A 16,962-nucleotide genomic window follows, 5' to 3' on the forward strand; every position below is an offset into this window, starting at 1 on the left:
CGGACTAAGCACTGACCGAGCCCAAAAGGGGACAGAACACATTTCCGATCGGTGTCAACCATGAACCACGAAGTACCAGCCATTCCAATAACGGTTGCCGTGCTATTTCACAGCGGCTTTGGCCACACTGCTCGGCAGGCAGAAGCCGTGCGGCGTGGTGTCGAACGGGTCGCGGGCGCATCTGTCCTCTTTTTGACATCAGACGAGGCTCAGGGCCGCTTGGATGACCTTAAACTTGCAGACGCAATCATCTTCGGCGCCCCGACCTACATGGGAAGCGTGTCCGGACGGTTCAAAACCTTCATGGATTCGACGTCAAAACCCTACGCTACGGGCGCGTGGAAGGACAAGATCGCGGCAGGCTTCACAAACTCGGGGTCAAAGTCGGGTGACAAGCTCGCTACACTGACCCAATTCGCCATCTTCGCGGCGCAACACCGCATGCATTGGGTCAATCTCGGTCTTCCGTCCGGCAACAACAGTACGTACGGCTCAGATCACGACCTCAATCGGCTTGGCTTCTGGCTAGGCGCCGCGGCACAGTCGAACAACGATCAAGGGCCTGACTTTGCCCCACCCGAATCCGATCTTCTGACCGCCGAATACCTCGGCGAGCGCGTGGCAAGGGTCACGCAGCAATTTGTGCGCGGTCGTTTGCCTGCAGTCGAAGGCTTGTTGCCAGACATCCTCGAGAGCACATCATGATCGAGTCCGGCTTCGTTGGCGAGCTCCCCGCCGAAACTGAAATATCGTGCACGCATCAAAGATTTGCTTCACTAGGTTCATCATACTGCGTTCCGTACATCTCCCGCTTTCTTCGGCGCGAACCGGAGTTGCTGCATAGGCTCATCGTCGTGCCACAAGCCGACGTCGCATTCGTATCGCGACCTAGTGTGGTGCGATCGAGATGGCTTTCAACGGAAGCCTTTTTGTAAACCAGTCTTGAAAACGAAATTTGCGGGGAAAAACGTGATGCATCGATCGTGTGTTCCGCGTCATAAGCGGACTTGGCCGATAAGCCTCAGGACGTCTGCTTCGGCCACTCGACCCAAACGAAACCGGAGAATAATATGTCAAAGGCACTCAAGGCCCAGGATTGTGCCCTTATCCTGATCGATCATCAGATCATCTCGATGTCCATGATCAAAACCCAAGCCCTTGAAATCGCCAAGCACAACAACATCGCCCTGGTGAAGGCGGCTAAAATCCTCGGCATTCCCAGTGTCTGGACCAGCAGCAACGAGGACGCCAACAAGGACTGGTGGATGCCAGGTCTGGAAGAGATCAACCGCGATGCCTATGCGCGCCGGATCAAGCGCACCGGCATTGTCGATTCCTGGAACGATCCGGACTTTGTCCGTGCCGTCGAGGCAACGGGACGCCATAGCTTGATCATGGCTGGGACCACCAATGACGGCTGCCTGCTCTATACCGCCCTCAGCGCTCGGCGGGCTGGCTACGAAGTTCACGCGGTCCTCGATGCTGGCGGCTCGCCTTTTCAGATTTCCGAAGATGCCGCTCGTTTGCGCATGATGCAGGGAGGCATCGTCGTGACGGCAACTAATACCCTTCTGGGCGAGCTCGCGGATAACTGGGCACTCCCGCACGGCCAGCAAATTCGACTTGTTCTGGCCGAAACATTCCAGCACACGCTCGGCTCTTTCGGCTTGTCCACTTAGGCAAACCAACGAAACCGGTGTCGAAGGGGCTCCGTCTAAGTAGGCCCGGGCCATTGTTGCACCCGCAACAAGCAAACGAACGGACATCACGGACCCCTCACGACCTACTCCCTCACCTGAGGTCAGTAAGGCCGTCCTTCTCAAGTTTCACTGGAATCGAAAATGAAAAAGAAGCACCGTGATTCTCATTCGCAGTCGCCCACAACCGGCCACGGTGACTATCAATAATGGAACGGCTTACGGATAGGCCGATCCCCATACCGCCAGCCTTGGTGGTATAGAATGCATCAAATAGCTTGCCGGCATCCTGCGATCTAAAACCCACACCGGCATCCTGCACAGTCACGCAGATATGATCGTCACGGTCTCGCATGGTTCGGACGAACAATTGCCTCGGTCGATCCTCTATTGCGCTCATTGCATCTGACGCATTTCGGAGCAGGTTCAGGATGACCTGCTGAAGCTGTACGCGATCGCCCATAACTAGCGGAAGGCCTTCAACAAGCTCCGTCTGAAGCCTAACTCGATTTCTCTGAAGCTCGACCAACAACAGCGCAATCACTTCTCGCGTCGCATCATTCAGATCTATTGATTCGATCGCAAATCTTTTCTTGCCGAATAGCGCTCGCAATCGAACGATCACATCCGACGCTCGTTTTCCATCGCGAATCGTCCGACGCACAGTTTCGCGCGCTCCCTCAACGTTGGGAGGGTCGGCAGCCAACATTCGCAGGCAGGTGCTGGCATTGGTGAGGATACCCGACAGAGGTTGGTTAACTTCATGCGCGATCGACGCCGTCAATGCACCAAGGCTTGCGACCCTCACGACGTGAGCCAGCTCTGATCTGACTTCGCCGAGCGCCATTTCCGCGAGGCGTCGCTTCGTGATATCCTGAACAGCACCAATGTATTCTAACTGATCATGTTGGTTTCGGGTCGCGTGAGCGACGAGGTGCAGATACTTCACCGAATGGTCCGGCATCTGGAGTCTGTGTTCGTACTCGAAACCGTCAGCTGCACTGTTCGCCCGGTTCATCATGTCGCGCAACAGGTGCACGTCTTCTGGGTGAACGCGAGTGGCAATCAGTTCGGGCGTTACAGGAACCGCCTGATCAAATTCGAAAATACGATAAACTTGATCAGACCACATAATGTCGCCTGTCGCCAAACACCATGAGAAACTGCCCGTACGACTGAGGCGTTGCCCTTCGCTGAGAAACGCCTCACTTCGCCGCAGTTCTTCTTCCCATTGTTTTCGCTCGGTGATGTCACGCAGATAGCCCGTAAATGACGGCGGGCCGTCCAGCGGGATACGGGAGATTGCTAACTCCACGGGAAACTCGCTGCCGTTGGCGCGGATCGCTGTCATCTCGACGCGCCTTCCGAGGACTTTCGCCTCACCGGTCACCAAGTGGCGGGTTAACCCATGCTGGTGTTTCTCCCGCATTGAAGGCGGGACGATAATGGCGGCCAGATCTTTGCCAAGGACGTCGTCCCGGCGATAGCCGAAGGTTTGCTCGGCAGCCGGGTTGAACTCAGTGATAGATCCCTCGTGATCGATCGTAATGATACAGTCGAGCGCTGAATTCAGGATCGCTGTCTTTCGCGCCTCACTTTGCTTAACCGCGCTAATGCGCTGCCCAAGTAGCCACTGGTATGGCGGCAGACCAGTAGAAATCCGAAACGCGCGAGAGAATTGGCTGACCGAGAGGCCAAACTCGGCCGCGATCTTTCGCAATGAAAGTTTCCCGTTGAGCTCGGACTCAATCCTTTCGCAGGCGCGCTTCACCTGCCTTGGGGCGAGACCGCCTCGGGCGGGGCCGAGGATGGGCGACTTGATGTTCGCATCGGATCCAACCATGTCTTACTCCCCACAGAGAGAAGCCCGTTTATCTGTTCGCCTGCAGCCAATCCTTGGGCAGGGGCTTAAGAATTCTTAAGCGAAGCGGCCGCCTCAGAACGGCGGTGCACGGGGAACCGGCACAGCGCCTTGCACCGCCGCCTGTTGTCAGCAAAGCTGCTAAGCATTCAATCTCGGGGGCGAAATGCGCGGACGGGTCCGCAATCTGGCCGACACGGGCTAGTCGTGGCAACCGTCGACACGGGTGGGAGCTTGGCTTAACGGTGTTTTGATACCGCTTTCGAGCTTCAATTGTACGCGGCGTGAGCAGTCCCCACCAAGAGTTCAGGATGTCCGGAGTAGTTCCAAATCTGATCTACGCCTGCAAGCCATGGGAGGTCGATCTCGGCCGACGTGAGCTTCGGTCGTGCCGTGCGCCCATAGCCCTCGGCAACCGTGCGTTTGAGATCGTCGAGGTCCTGATCCGGGCGGGCGGTCAGCTCGTCACCAAAGATGATCTGATGGAGCGCATCTGGCCAGGCGCCATCGTCGGGGACAATACGCTTCAAGTTCACATATCCGCTGTCCGCAAGGCGCTCGGCAGGGATCGTGGCATGTTGAAGACGTCACACGGTCGGGGGTACCGACTGGTCGGAGATTGGACCGTTCGGCACGGCGAGACGACCGAGGCGACGCCCCTGCCCCGCCCCCAATCCGCAGAGCGCCCGTCCACCAAATTCCCAGTGATCGTCAGCCAGCTCGTCGGCCGGTCGACGGCGGTGCAGCACGTGCGTGACCTCGTCTCCGCCTATCGCGTGGTGACCTTGACCGGACCGGGGGGGATCGGAAAGACGGTGCTTGCTGTTAAGGCCGCCCGCGGTTTGCTCACCGACTTCGAGAATGGCGCGTGGCTCGTCGAACTGGCGTCGCTTTCCGACGCCGCTCTCGCGCCGTCCGCGGTGGCCGGCGTGCTGGAACTGAAGCTCGGCGGCGAGCGGGTCACGGCGGAGTCGCTCGCGCACGGCATCGGCGACAGGCAACTCTTACTCGTGCTCGATAATTGCGAGCATCTGATCGACGCGGTGGCCAACCTGGTAGAGGCCATGGTGCGCTTGTGCCCGCGCGTCACGGTTCTGACGACCAGCCGCGAAGTCATGCGGATCCAAGGTGAGGCCGTCTACCGCGTGCCGGCGCTCGACGTGCCCGCGCTTGACCAAGAGGCACCCGACATCATCTTCGGCCACAGTGCCGTGGAGCTGTTCATCACCCGGGCAAAGGCACTGGACACCGATTTTTCGCCACAGCCAGAGGATCTTCTGTCGATCGCCGAGATCTGCCGACACCTCGACGGCATTCCGCTCGCCATCGAGTTTGCTGCGGCGCGCGCAGCCTTTGTCGGAACCGAACAGGTGGCTGCCGGCCTGCGCAATCGCTTTGCGCTGCTGACCAGTGGACGTCGCACCGCGATCCCGCGGCATCGAACCTTGCGCGCCGCGCTTGACTGGAGCTACGAGCTACTCTCGGAGGAAGAGCAACGCCTGCTGCGTCGCCTTGCAGTCTTCCCAGCGGGATTTACGTTCGAGGCCGCCGAGGCCGTGGGCGTTATAGGCCGATCCGGTCAGTCGATCGTCGAGGAGTTGTCCAGCCTTGTGTCCAAGTCGCTCTGCGAGCGCGTCAATTCGACGCCGCCAATGCGATGGCGCCTGCTCGAGACGATACGCGCGTACGCGCTGGAGAAGCTCACCCAACATGGTGAGTATCCGGGCGCCGCGCGGTGCCATGCCGAATATCTCCAGGATCTCGTTTCTCCAATAGCGGCCGGCGCGAAAGCGTGGCTCAGTCGCGATGATGTAGCGCGCTGCTGTCGCGAACTCGACAATGTCCGCGCTGCGCTCGACTGGACGTTCTCGCCCGGTGGCGATGCCGAAATCGGCGCGAAGCTTACAGCTGCGTTCGCGCCCATCTGGCAGATGTTGTCGCTGATGGGAGAGTGTCGCGACCGTGTCGAAAGCATGCTGGCGACGCGGTCGCCTGGCCTCCAGTTGAGCCAGGCGACGGAGTTTCGCATGTGGATTGCCTACGAAGAGGCGCTCACAATGACATTTGCGCCGGTCGAGCGCACTCGCGCTGCGCTCATGAAGGCGATAGATCTCGCTGCGGACATCGATGACCTGGATTTACAGGCAGGCCTACTCTACTTGCAATGGTCCCTCGAGTTCACGTCTGGCCACCATAAAGCCGCACTGACTGCCGCTCAGCACCTTGCCGCCGTCACAACACGCGGCGGCGATACCATGAAGTTAGTAGGCGACCGCATTTTCGGCGCCTCTCTGCTCTTTGCAGGCAAGTTGACCGACGCACAAGACTACCTCCAGCGCGTGGTCGACTTCTATGTCGCTCCCTCGGACGGGCATCACTCGATGCTGTTCCGCCGCGACCCGCAAGTGTTAGCGCGCGTGAGACTAGCGCGCGTGCTCAGCCTTCGTGGCTACATAGATCGAGCCTACGCGGAGGCCCGGTCCAGCTTCGAGATGGCTCAATCGTCCGGTGCGGGAATCACCGTCTGCTGGGTCGTGCACGATGCGTTGTGCCCGATCGCGCTGATGACGGGTGATCTTGCAGCCGCCGAACGCGCTATCGCGGCGATGAGCGACTGGGCGGCACGCCTCGATGCAACTCTGTGGAAGATGATGGCGACCTGCTGGAAAGGACAGCTGCTGATCGAACGTGGTGAATTCGGTCGAGGCGTTGAGTTGATATCGCAGACATTGGAAGCCTGCGAGCGGTCAGGTTGGCAGATGCACTATGTCCAGTTCCTCAGTTGTCTTGCAGAAGGCTTGGCCGGGCTTGGTCGTCTTGAGGAGGCTGGCTCGACTTTGCAGCGTGCAATCGCGTGGGCAGGCAAAAACGAAGAGGGTTGGTACAAGGCGGAGCTTATGCGTATGAAGGGCGAATTAATGCTGCGGTCGAAAACTTCGCCCGCTATCGAGGCGGAAGAGTGCTTTCGGATAGCAAACGAAATCGCTCGTGAGCAGGGCGCCTTGTTTTGGGAGCTGCGGATTGCCCTTAGCCGTGCCCAGTTATGCGCGGCCGAGGGTCACCATGACGAGGTGAGGCGCACTTTGGCGCGAGTCTATAATCGCTTTACCGAAGGGTTCGATGCGCCAGATTTGCGCGCGGCAAGAGCGCTGCTAAATGGGCCATCGGCATAGCGTGGTCCTGCCGCACCGACCTTGTCAGGTTCGAGCTACGTGCACCGTTCCGTGCTTATCGTCAGCATTCCGCCAGCAACCCCGCGGCAGGGGTTATACGCCAGGTAAGTCAGCTTCGCAGCCAACTACGGACGGTAGAATCCGGCTTCGTCCAAAACTCACCCGGGTTCTCGAAACTAGGATGTCTTGTGTATTTGGCCACTCTTACCTGGGTACGTTTAGAAGACTAGGGAGTTGACGAACCGTCGCCTACGGCAGCCAACAGTTCCATAACCGCTCATTACGCGAATTTGCGGGTCCAACTTTCGACCCTATATTTGGGAGAAAGGAGACCAACCGATGCCCACGAAATCTCGCGTGAATCACGGCGTCACTTCAAAGGAGCGGATTGCTTTAAGCATCATCTCCCATTGGATGGGCGAGACTTTCGCCAACCGCTCCTCGGAAGAGTACGTACGCATTGCTGGGCGGCTGCCAAAACTGGATGCGCTGCATGCGTACGTCAACGAGACGTTGGCGGATATGGCAAGGCGCCAAGTTCCGGTTTACGAGATTTGCTATTTCAGAGCTGGTGATCGCTCAATTTGGTACGAGGAGTTTCCAACCTCTCTCTCAAAAGAGACGGTTCGGAGCGCCTTGGTTAAGTCCGGCTTCTGGCAGTTGCGCCGGCAATCCCGCGACCATTTAGCTGTGAGCACCAGCCCGATCTGGGGAGCGCGCCGCAATGTAGTGGCGCTAATGAGATTCCGGATTGCTCGACTCGGTGTGGGATATCTAACTGGGAAGCCGACATTGGACTCGGAAGCCGGTCACTAACTCACTGATATTGCTAAACTTGTTCGACTCTTGATGCGCCAGGCCAAATCTTGATGCTTATTCAGGGCTCCGTTTTCAACAGGAGCCTCAGATGCCAGGCCCAAAGTCAATCAAAGCGTCAAGCGTCGGCCTTCACAAGCGTCGCCAAGCGCGTACGTCGCCTTTGACGAAACACGCTCTCGAAGCTGAGCCGATTGCAATCGCGGCACGGCAATCGTCCGCGGCGCCCAACCTGCCTTGGTCACTGCAACACGTCCGGATTGATCGGCTGAGGCCCGCCGCGCGCCGGACGCGCAGACATTCCAAGAAAAAAATCGCGCAGCTCACCAAGAACATCCGGGAATTCAGCTTCGTTGAACCTATCATCACCGACGAAAATCTGCGGGTTCTAGGCGGACACGCGCGACTTGAAGCAGCAAAAGCGGCAGAGATGACCCGAGTTCCAGTCATCGTTCTGACCGGGCTGTCCGATACCAAAAAGCGTGTCCTAGCACTCGCTCTCAACAAGCTGGCGGAGACTGCCGCTTGGGACCGCCCCTTATTAGCGCTCGAGCTCCTGGAACTCCAGACAATACTGCCAGAGATTGATCTCTCCATTGAGCTCACGGGGTTTGAGGTTCCTGAAATTGATATCCTAATGGGCGAACTTGTGGATCCGGACGAGGATCCTGTCGACGATGCCGTCGCCGCGGAAGATTTCGCCATCAGCACCAAAGGAGACGTTTGGCGCTGCGGCGCGCATCGCATTGTTTGCGGCGATGCCACCAACTTCGGCGACTTCGAGCGACTGATGCATGACCAGGTAGCAAGCATGGTCATCACGGACCCGCCGTTCAACACGAAGATACGCAACGTCGTCGGCCGCGGAAAAACCAAGCACCGCGAATTTAAAGAAGCCTCGGGCGAAAAGTCGCGAGCATCATTCACCAAATTCCTGCAGGATTTCATGATGCACGCCGCGACATTCTCGGCCCGCGGCTCAATCCATTTTGTATTTATGGATTGGCGTCACACGATCGAGGTGGTGACCGCCGGCGAAGCCGTGTTCGGAGAGCAAAAGAACCTCATCGTCTGGACAAAGAGCAACGCCGGTCAGGGCAGCCTTTATCGCTCCCAACACGAACTGATCTTCGTCTTCAAGAACGGCGACGGTGCCCACATCAACAATGTCGAGCTTGGGAAACATGGCCGCAACCGCTCGAACGTCTGGACCTACGCCGGCGTAAACTCCTTCCGGACGGGCCGGATGGACGACCTTTCCGTCCATCCCACAGTCAAGCCCGTCGCACTCGTTGCGGATGCCATGCGCGACTGTTCGCGGCGGGGCGACATCGTGCTGGACCCGTTCATGGGCTCAGGAACTACCCTCCTCGCCGCTGAGAAGGTCAGCCGGCGCGCCTTCGGTATCGAGATTGATCCGCTGTACGTCGATGTCGCCATTCGCCGCTGGCAACAGTTTACGAAACAGGACGCAGTCCTTGAGCGTACCGGTGAGACCTTCGACGAGGTCGCAGCCCGAGTCGGCTACGCTCGACGGAGGACGTCGTGAGTGCCGATCCGAGCCCCCGCGGCCGCAAGAGGAAGGATCTGAGTGTTGGATACGGCCGGCCGCCACAACAGCACCGATTCAAGCCGGGTCAATCTGGAAATCCAAAGGGGCGGCCACGCGGTTCCAAGAACGAGTCGACCCTGGTGCGCGAGATTCTTGAGCGCAAGATCGAAAGCCGCTCGAACGGGCGGACGCGCAAGATCTCCGTGTTGGAAGGCATCATCTTGAAAATGGTTGAAGAGGCCCTCAAGGGCAACACCAAGACCGCGGCATTCGTACTCAATCGTTACGCGGCCATGGTCTCGGGCGACCTGCCACCGCAAGACCTCGGCGACGATGATCGCGCCGTCCTCGAGGCGTTTGCCGCAAGGCTGAACACTGCCGATAAGCAAAACGGAGAACCGGAATGAAACGCAAGGATCAGGATTTCTTGAACGCAGCTATGCGAACCAATTTCATGGTCTTCCTGCACCGCTGCTTTCTCACGCTAAATCCAGGTGCCGAATTCAAGCCGAACTGGCACCTTGAAGCGATCGCCCATCGTCTGAACCGTGTTCTAAGAGGTGAGGTGACACGGCTCATCATTAACATGCCGCCCCGCTCGCTAAAATCGATGAGCGTGACGGTCGCCTTCATGGCGTTTTTATTAGGTCACTTTCCACACCGCAAGACGTTTGCGATCTCTTACGGCGAAGAACTAGCTGCCGAACACGCTGCTCAATTTCGAGCTATCGTGGAATCACAATGGTATCGTCAGCTGTTCCCTGGAATGCGAGTCGCACGTGCGGCGAACTCAGACATCTACACGACGAAGCGAGGGTTCCGAAAAGCGACATCGATTGGAGCCACCCTTACAGGCTTGGGCGGGGACACTTTCGTCATCGACGATCCGCTAAAGCCAACGGATGCCTTGTCGGACTTGCAGCGAAACAAAGCCAACGAGTGGTTCCCCTCGACACTGATGTCGCGGCTGGACGACAAAAGGACCGGCGTGATCATAGTGGTGATGCAGCGGGTCCACATGCAAGACCTCACAGGATATCTGCTGGACAATTTCAATGATTGGGATGTTTTGAAGCTTCCGGCGATCGCGGACAGCGACGAACACGTGCCCATCGGCGTCGATCGCTTCCACGTTAGAAAAGCCGGCGAGGCTCTCCATCCGGAACGTGAACCACTAGAATTCCTCGAGCAGTTTCGCCATCGCATTGGATTAGATGTCTTCGCCGCTCAGTACCAGCAGACGCCGGTCCCCCCCGGTGGATCAATGATTCAGACACCATGGCTACGTTATTACGACAGCCTTCCTGATATACCTGGCCGTCCCGACATCATTCAATCATGGGACACAGCCAGCAAGACCGGCATCATGAACTCCTACAGTGTTTGCACCACATGGCTACGGCTAGGGCCGCAACACTATCTGGTCGACATGGTTCGGAGCCGCTTCGAATTTCCTGAGTTGCGCAAACAAGCTATCGAGCTTGCCAACAAGTACAACCCAAAGAGAATCCTGGTCGAAGATACTTCCACGGGCACGTCGCTGGTCCAAGAACTGCAGGCCTTTGGTATTAATAGTGCTCGAGCAATCAAACCCCGGGGCGATAAGGTCGAGCGGCTGTACGTCCAACAGGACAAATTTGCGCAGGGGTTAGTTCTATTGCCAAGGGCCGCACCTTACCTGCCTGAACTCAGGACCGAGCTGCTGAGCTTCCCGCAGGCAAAAACAGACGACATTGTCGACTCCATCACCCAGGCGCTGGCCTATCAATTCGATGACAACGAGTACGACAGTACAATGTCCTGGGTCGGTGACACAGACGTGCCCTATCGCCGTTGGTTGGCCCAGTTATAAGATGATCGATATACCGCCAAAGACGCGATCAGATTGCTCGCTTTCCACTCGACTCCGCCGGCAGTATGGGCGCCCACATGGTCACAAGCTCGAGCAAAAGGACCACCGATAAAAGCAGTCCGGCGCTCGAGTGGAAGCCCGACCAGACTTAAGTGGCTGGAGGGGTATAAGAACGCGTCGTATTCGCGAGCCGTTCTGGCAACCAGATAGGAAAAGCACCGACTTTGGTGCTTTTTTTGGGCCTCGGCTGCGCATCTTGTTATCGTTTAGCCCGCAAAAGAGCGAGAATATTGCTCGCGAATTCGCTGGACTTCAGCGTTCATTGGAGCGGTACTGTGCGCCGCTTAGGAGAACGGACACTTTTGCGAAGGTTGGTTTAGCGCAACTCGGCTCCCTGCCCCGCTCTTTGCGGGGCTCGTGTCAGTGGCAGCACTGTAATGCTGTCTCTGTAAACGGAGAGCCAGATGGCCAAGGCCAAATCCAAACCGAAAACTTTAAAGATGGCGGCGAAGAAGAAGTCCATTCTTGCCCGCACCGCCGCTGGCAAGACTCAGGGCGCGAAGCGCAACTCCAAAGCCCCTCCGAAAGGCGGTCCCCAGTCCAAGCAGGAAAAGGTTCTTGCGCTGCTTCGGCTGCCCAAGGGTACCACCATTGATGCCATCACTAAGGCCACCGGATGGCAGCCGCACTCGGTGCGCGGCTTCTTCTCCGGTGTCGTGAAGAAGAAGCTGAAGCTGAACCTCACCTCAGAGAAAGTGGACGGCAAGCGCCTCTATCGGATCGTCAAGGCGAGCGCCGCATCGTGAAATCCGCAATCCGAACGATGGGAGCCGATCCAGCCGTGGAGGCAGAGCTGGCTCAGCTGCCGACAACGTCAATAGCCGAACTGCGGACGCGCTACCGGGAGCTATTCCGGTCCGAACCACCAAAGGCGTTCGGTCCGGATCTCCTGCGCCGCAGCATCGCGCACACAATTCAGGAGAAGGCCTACGGTGGCCTTCCCTCAAACGTCCGGCGACTCCTCGGCCAGATGGTGAAAGCCGCCTTGGCAAAGCCCAAAGGCCGCCTGGAGCTGACCCAAAGGATCAAGCCGGGGTCCGAGCTTGTCAGGACTTGGAACGGTAAGACCTACCGGGTCACGGTGCTCCTTGAAGGATTTTCCCACGCGGGCAAAACCTTCACCAGCCTCTCCGAAATCGCCTTCGTGATAACCGGTACGAAATGGAATGGCCCACGATTCTTTGGACTGCGGTCTTTAGCGCGTCAGGAGGCCTCCAATGGCAAATGACACCAAGGTCATCCGTTGCGCCATCTATACCCGCAAATCAACCGAGCACGGCCTTGAGCAGGAGTTCAACTCGCTGGACGCTCAGCGCGAAGCTTGCGAGGCCTACATCAAAAGCCAGGCGTTTCTGGGGTGGAAAGTCCTACCTCAGCAGTACAACGACCCGGCGTACTCCGGGGGCAATCTCGACCGCCCTGCCCTCAAAAGACTGCTGGCGGATATTGAGGTCGGCAAGGTCGATGTGGTCGTGGTCTACAAGATCGATCGCCTCACCCGCTCGCTCGTCGATTTCGCAAAACTTGTAGAGGCCTTCGACGCCAAATCGGTTTCGTTTGTCGCTATCACCCAGCAGTTCAACACGACTACGTCCATGGGCCGGCTCACCTTGAACATACTTCTGTCGTTTGCCCAGTTCGAACGGGAGCTAGCTGCCGAGCGGGTCCGGGACAAAGTGGCTGCCAGCCGGCGCAAGGGGAAGTGGACCGGCGGGACCGTACCGCTTGGATACGGCACGAGGGATAAGAAGCTCGTCATCAACAAGACCGAGGCCGAAACCGTTCGAACGATCTACGGGCTCTATCTGGAGTTGGGATCGTTCAGCAAGCTGGTTGCCGAACTCGACCGTCGGAAGATCGTCACCAAGCGACGCAATGTAAAGGTGGCAAAGTATCGGGGCGGCATTCCCTTCACCTACGGACCCCTCGCCTATTTCTTGAAGAACAGGATTTACATCGGCGAAACCCATTACGCAGGTAAGTGGTTCAAGGGAGAGCATGAACCGATCCTGGACCGCTCAACCTTCGACCGTGTACAGGAACTGCTCAAATCCAACACTGTGAGGCGCAGGGTTACGTTTTCAGAAAGCGGCGCGCTGCTGCAAGGCAAGCTCTTCGATGACAAGGGCAATCGCATGGGACCCAGCTTTTCCAGCAAGAACGACGTTCGGTATCGATTCTACGTCAGTACTGCGATGCGCGGACGCCGACACAAGGCCGGCACTGTGACCCGAATATCAGCACCCGAGGTCGAAAATCTCGTGAAGGCGGCGGCCGAAGAGCGCGGGATAGCGATCGATCAAATCGTAAAAGTGATGGTATCAGCAGCTTGCATTCGTGTGGATGCAGGGAATATCAAGCGAAAGCACCGAACCATCGACATTCCTTGGTCACCTAAGCCGAAAGGCGTTGCCACCATCACGCGCGCGCCGGGCCAAACCGACGAAAAACTTGTGAAATCCGTCGCCCGGGCTCACGCGTGGCTCGCAGACCTAGCCGCGGGTCGGTACGCGTGCGTTGAAGACCTTGCTGCGGCGGCTAACATCAATCCGAAAGTGGTTCGCCAAGGCCTGCGATTAGCGTTCTTGCCGCCAGAATTGACGATGAGCGTCCTGAATGGCGAGGCCACAATGGCTCTGAAGGACATTCCCAAAACGCTGCCGTTACCTTGGGCCGTACAGCGGGAGATGATCGGCTGAATTCGTCGATCGAACGCTATGGAAACGGCTCTAGCCAACTACTCGTCCAGCAACTCAAGGAAGTCGCTTATTCGGTCGAACGGCTTCGCATTGCGATTGCCCAAATAGACCACACGATCGCCATCGCGCTCCAGCGACTTCGCTCTCGACTTGCGAAGCCGACCGGGGAGAAACGTCGCCGCAACAGCCTCGGGGCCGACGTCGAGCCTCATAATGCCGCGCTGCTTGCAATCGAGCCTGAGCCTTGCGGCCGCGAAAAAGTCGCGCGCTTTCGGCGGCAGCCTGCCGAAACGACGTGCGGTTTCGTCCTCCAAATCCTCGAGATCATCCTCGGTGCGACATCTGGCAATACGGCCATAGATTTCCAGGCGAACAGCGTCCGACTGTACGTAGCCCGCGGGTAGCATGTCGGCGATCGGCAGGTTCAGATCAGGTACCCACAGCTCGGCGCCACCGTCGGCGCCCTTCTCCGACGCCCGCTTGAGAAGATGGCTATAGAGCATTGGCCCGAATACCTGCAGATGGCCAGACTGCTGTTCGGAGAAGAGGTCTCCGGCGCCCCGTAGATCCAGATCACGCTCGCTGATGGCAAAGCCGGCGCCGGGCTTGCTGAACTGCTCCAGCACGGCCAAACGCTTCTCGGATTTTTCGGAGTTCGACTCGTTTAACAAATACGCGAAAGCACGCGTGCCGCCTCGTCCGACGCGGCCTCTTAGCTGATGAAGCTGCGACAGACCAAACTTCTCCGGCCAGCAGATGACGATGGTGTTCGCCCGGGGGATGTCGAGGCCGCTCTCCACGATATTGGTCGCGAGCAGCACGTCAGCTTCACCTTCGACGAAGCTCATCATTCGATCGTCGATATCCTCATCAGGCAAGCGGCCATGGAGACATACGATGCTAAGGTCTGGAGCCGTCAACTTCACTCTTGCCAGCATCGGCTCCAGATCCTGGATACGGGGGCAAATCAGAAAACTCTGCCCGTGGCGTCTCTGCTCACGCAGCAAAGCCGCGGCGATCGCGGCGTCCGACAGCGGAGCAACCCTGGTGACGATAGGCAGCCGGTGAACCGGCGGCGTTGCAATAATGCTCAGGTCCCGGAATCCTGCAAGACCCGCCGCCAGCGTGCGCGGTATCGGCGTGGCGCTCATCCAAAGGGCATGAACGCCCTTCGCAAGGCCTGAAAGTTTCCCCTTCTCCGCCGCACCAAAATGCTGCTCTTCGTCGATGATGACGAGGCCGAGGTCGGCAAATTTCACGTCGGTCGAGGCGAGAGCCTGTGTGCCGACTACGACTTTCAGTTTGCCGCGGCGGAGTTTTTCCTTCGTATCTCGCATCTCCGCTGCCGTTGCTGCCCGCGACAGATTCGCCACTTCTATCCCGAGCGGACCGAACCGCTTGCGAAACGTCTCGACATGTTGTCTGGCCAGGACGGTGGTGGGAACTGCAACAGCGACCTGTTTTCCTGACAGCGCGACAGCCGCCGCCGCCCGCAAGGCGACCTCGGTCTTGCCGAAGCCGACATCACCGCAGACCACCCGGTCCATCGGGTGACCGGCCGCCAGATCGTCCAGCACGTCCCGGATTGCGCTGGCCTGATCAGGTGTCGTGAACCAGGGAAAGCGCGCGACGAATCTTTCATAGGCCGCCCCTGGAGCGACCAGCTTGGGAGCACGCCGGCGCCGTCGTTGAGCGATATGTTTCGCAAGCTGTTTGGCCGCTGCTTCGATTTCCTGCTCGGCCTCGCCACGTCTGTTCCACCACGTGCTGCCATCGGCCTTGTCCAATGTGAGCTTACCGGGCTCAACAGCGTACGGCCAGATCAAGGCGAGATCAGCAGGCGGAACAAGCGCAGCATCACCGCCCGCGAATTCGAGCCTGATCATCTCGCGGTTTGTACCGTTCCCCATGTTGAGGGTCTGCAAACGATCCAGTAGAGCCAAGCCACGCTGGAGATGAACGACGGCCGCCCCGCGCTCGGGAATATCCGGGTGATTGAACGCAACTGTCCAAGCTTTGGCCATCGGTTGCGGATGATGGGCACGGCTACCAAGCACATCAGACGCGGTCACAACCGAGATCTGTTTTTTGCCCGGAACGAAAAAGCCCGCGTCGAAGTCGGCCAACAGCGCGCCCTCGCGTCTTCTTGCCTCCACCGCCTCGTCCCAGTTGGCGAAACGCTCCGCCCTGACCCCACTCATGCGCTCCATCGCGCGCAGATCGTCTTCGACCGCCGCGACGAAGAGCAAACGAGAACTGGCGCGTTCCGCCCTGGCCACGAACGCGCGAAACGCTTTCCTCGGTGCCGCAACCTTCGAGAAATCGGGCGTGGCCACGAACGCCGTCTTAGCAGGAAGCACGCTCATGCGCTTCTTCAGCTTCTTCCAATCCCCTCGCCCCAGATACTCGCGTTCCGAATCCCTGCGGCCGGCTGCCTCCTCGATCGTACTCAGCCAGTTGTCAGCGTGAACAGGTACTTTTGCATCCGCGATCCATCGTGCCCGACCGCAATAGTCCAGGAAGGTAGCCCGCAGCGCCCGGCTGCCGCCCAACGCAAGGCGCTCCGACATCGGATCGACAATCAGTTCCTTGAAATCGGATATGACGTCGTGCTCATTAGGATCGACGGCAACAATTCTGCGGATCGCACCACCGGCATGCTCGATCCGGTACGGCCCGAGAGCACCGGCAGGGAAGATCTCGAATGTCGCGCCGTGAAAGAGCACGGTGCCCGGATATTCTGCCTCTTCGTCGAGATCGTAACCCAATTGTTCCATGCGGTCCTTGAGGTCCCGCTCGGCATACGACGCTTGCACTTTCAGACTTAGGCTGATGCGCGACCAACTCGCCGGTAAAGGCAGCCGCTCCATGATAGCCTCTGCCGTCGAGACGAGCAGAATCGGCTTCCTTCTTCTGGCAAGACGTCGCAAGACCGAACTCCGCCTGCCTGCGATCTCGCGCGACGATTCCAGCCCATCGAACGGCAATGTATTCAATCTGGGGAATACGAGAACATCGAGCGATGGATCTAGTGCATGGACGATGCCGCCGAGCCGCTCGGCCCGGTTCTCGTCTTCCGCGAGGAACACCAAGCCGTCGCGACCGAACTTTTTCCACTGTTCGCGAAGATGGAGCGCCAACATGCCAAGAGGCGAGGACGTCGATATCGCCGAACCCGAGAACTTTTTGCCTTTCTTTGTCGGGGTTTTCTTGGTCACTCGGCTGGCGTCGGCCTTCTTGCTTTTCTTCACG

12 protein-coding genes are annotated in these 16,962 nt (G+C 58.4%); 10 read left to right on the plus strand and 2 right to left on the minus strand.

All coding sequences use genetic code 11. The features are described 5' to 3' along the window. The first annotated feature begins 60 nt into the window (after nucleotides 1-60). Together JQ641_RS10845 and JQ641_RS10850 are read left to right on the plus strand one after the other, a co-directional pair. The gene (locus JQ641_RS10845; protein ID WP_211995955.1) at nucleotides 61-705 is read left to right on the plus strand and encodes a flavodoxin family protein; all 645 of its coding nucleotides are present in this window, start codon (nucleotides 61-63) and stop codon (nucleotides 703-705) included. A gap of 365 nt (nucleotides 706-1,070) precedes the next feature. Beyond that, nucleotides 1,071-1,679, plus strand: coding sequence for an isochorismatase family protein (locus JQ641_RS10850; protein ID WP_211995956.1), 609 nt, complete (start codon nucleotides 1,071-1,073; stop codon nucleotides 1,677-1,679). A gap of 112 nt (nucleotides 1,680-1,791) precedes the next feature. Here the strand turns inward: JQ641_RS10850 and JQ641_RS10855 are convergent, their stop codons facing one another. Beyond that, nucleotides 1,792-3,540 carry a PAS domain-containing sensor histidine kinase gene (locus JQ641_RS10855; RefSeq protein ID WP_211995957.1) on the minus strand — a complete coding sequence of 583 codons (1,749 nt, stop codon included), beginning with the start codon at nucleotides 3,538-3,540 and terminating at the stop codon, nucleotides 1,792-1,794. Nucleotides 3,541-3,869: 329 nt separating this feature from the next. On the opposite strand from JQ641_RS10855, the gene JQ641_RS10860 reads away from it, so the two are divergent. The 8 genes from JQ641_RS10860 (at nucleotide 3,870) to JQ641_RS10895 (ending at nucleotide 13,710) form a co-directional block, all read left to right on the plus strand. Then, entirely contained in the window at nucleotides 3,870-6,731 is a 2,862-nt protein-coding gene (locus tag JQ641_RS10860) for an ATP-binding protein (protein WP_211995958.1), read from the plus strand. A 339-nt stretch (nucleotides 6,732-7,070) separates the two neighbouring features. Continuing rightward, nucleotides 7,071-7,547 carry a hypothetical protein gene (locus JQ641_RS10865; protein ID WP_211995959.1) on the plus strand — a complete coding sequence of 159 codons (477 nt, stop codon included), beginning with the start codon at nucleotides 7,071-7,073 and terminating at the stop codon, nucleotides 7,545-7,547. Nucleotides 7,548-7,638: 91 nt separating this feature from the next. Continuing rightward, entirely contained in the window at nucleotides 7,639-9,096 is a 1,458-nt protein-coding gene (locus tag JQ641_RS10870) for a site-specific DNA-methyltransferase (protein WP_211995960.1), read from the plus strand. After that, nucleotides 9,093-9,506 carry a DUF5681 domain-containing protein gene (locus JQ641_RS10875; RefSeq protein WP_211995961.1) on the plus strand — a complete coding sequence of 138 codons (414 nt, stop codon included), beginning with the start codon at nucleotides 9,093-9,095 and terminating at the stop codon, nucleotides 9,504-9,506. The genes JQ641_RS10870 and JQ641_RS10875 overlap by 4 nt, the downstream gene beginning before the upstream one ends. After that, entirely contained in the window at nucleotides 9,503-10,951 is a 1,449-nt protein-coding gene (gene terL, locus JQ641_RS10880) for a phage terminase large subunit (protein WP_211995962.1), read from the plus strand. Before JQ641_RS10875 ends, terL begins: the two co-directional genes overlap by 4 nt. Nucleotides 10,952-11,415: 464 nt before the next feature. Further along, a complete protein-coding gene (locus JQ641_RS10885; protein ID WP_211995963.1) occupies nucleotides 11,416-11,757 on the plus strand; it encodes a DUF3489 domain-containing protein in 342 nt (113 codons plus the stop codon). Next, entirely contained in the window at nucleotides 11,754-12,239 is a 486-nt protein-coding gene (locus JQ641_RS10890) for a DUF2924 domain-containing protein (protein ID WP_349628530.1), read from the plus strand. Before JQ641_RS10885 ends, JQ641_RS10890 begins: the two co-directional genes overlap by 4 nt. Continuing rightward, the gene (locus JQ641_RS10895) at nucleotides 12,229-13,710 is read left to right on the plus strand and encodes a recombinase family protein (RefSeq protein WP_211995964.1); all 1,482 of its coding nucleotides are present in this window, start codon (nucleotides 12,229-12,231) and stop codon (nucleotides 13,708-13,710) included. The genes JQ641_RS10890 and JQ641_RS10895 overlap by 11 nt, the downstream gene beginning before the upstream one ends. A 38-nt stretch (nucleotides 13,711-13,748) precedes the next feature. Here the strand turns inward: JQ641_RS10895 and JQ641_RS10900 are convergent, their stop codons facing one another. After that, the gene (locus tag JQ641_RS10900; protein ID WP_211996125.1) at nucleotides 13,749-16,853 is read right to left on the minus strand and encodes a helicase-related protein; all 3,105 of its coding nucleotides are present in this window, start codon (nucleotides 16,851-16,853) and stop codon (nucleotides 13,749-13,751) included. Nucleotides 16,854-16,962: the final 109 nt, after the last annotated feature.

It is taken from the genome of Bradyrhizobium sp. JYMT SZCCT0180 (genome assembly GCF_018130165.1).
In the GTDB taxonomy this organism is placed as follows: domain Bacteria; phylum Pseudomonadota; class Alphaproteobacteria; order Rhizobiales; family Xanthobacteraceae; genus Bradyrhizobium.

Bases quoted from the DNA above. Each gene is read 5' to 3' on its own strand.
- JQ641_RS10845 (WP_211995955.1), top strand. From the start codon at position 61: ATGAACCACGAAGTACCAGCCATTCCAATAACGGTTGCCGTGCTATTT.
- JQ641_RS10850 (WP_211995956.1), top strand. From the start codon at position 1,071: ATGTCAAAGGCACTCAAGGCCCAGGATTGTGCCCTTATCCTGATCGAT.
- JQ641_RS10855 (WP_211995957.1), bottom strand. From the start codon at position 3,540: ATGGTTGGATCCGATGCGAACATCAAGTCGCCCATCCTCGGCCCCGCC.
- JQ641_RS10860 (WP_211995958.1), top strand. From the start codon at position 3,870: ATGTCCGGAGTAGTTCCAAATCTGATCTACGCCTGCAAGCCATGGGAG.
- JQ641_RS10865 (WP_211995959.1), top strand. From the start codon at position 7,071: ATGCCCACGAAATCTCGCGTGAATCACGGCGTCACTTCAAAGGAGCGG.
- JQ641_RS10870 (WP_211995960.1), top strand. From the start codon at position 7,639: ATGCCAGGCCCAAAGTCAATCAAAGCGTCAAGCGTCGGCCTTCACAAG.
- terL (WP_211995962.1), top strand. From the start codon at position 9,503: ATGAAACGCAAGGATCAGGATTTCTTGAACGCAGCTATGCGAACCAAT.
- JQ641_RS10885 (WP_211995963.1), top strand. From the start codon at position 11,416: ATGGCCAAGGCCAAATCCAAACCGAAAACTTTAAAGATGGCGGCGAAG.
- JQ641_RS10895 (WP_211995964.1), top strand. From the start codon at position 12,229: ATGGCAAATGACACCAAGGTCATCCGTTGCGCCATCTATACCCGCAAA.
- JQ641_RS10900 (WP_211996125.1), bottom strand. From the start codon at position 16,853: ATGTTGGCGCTCCATCTTCGCGAACAGTGGAAAAAGTTCGGTCGCGAC.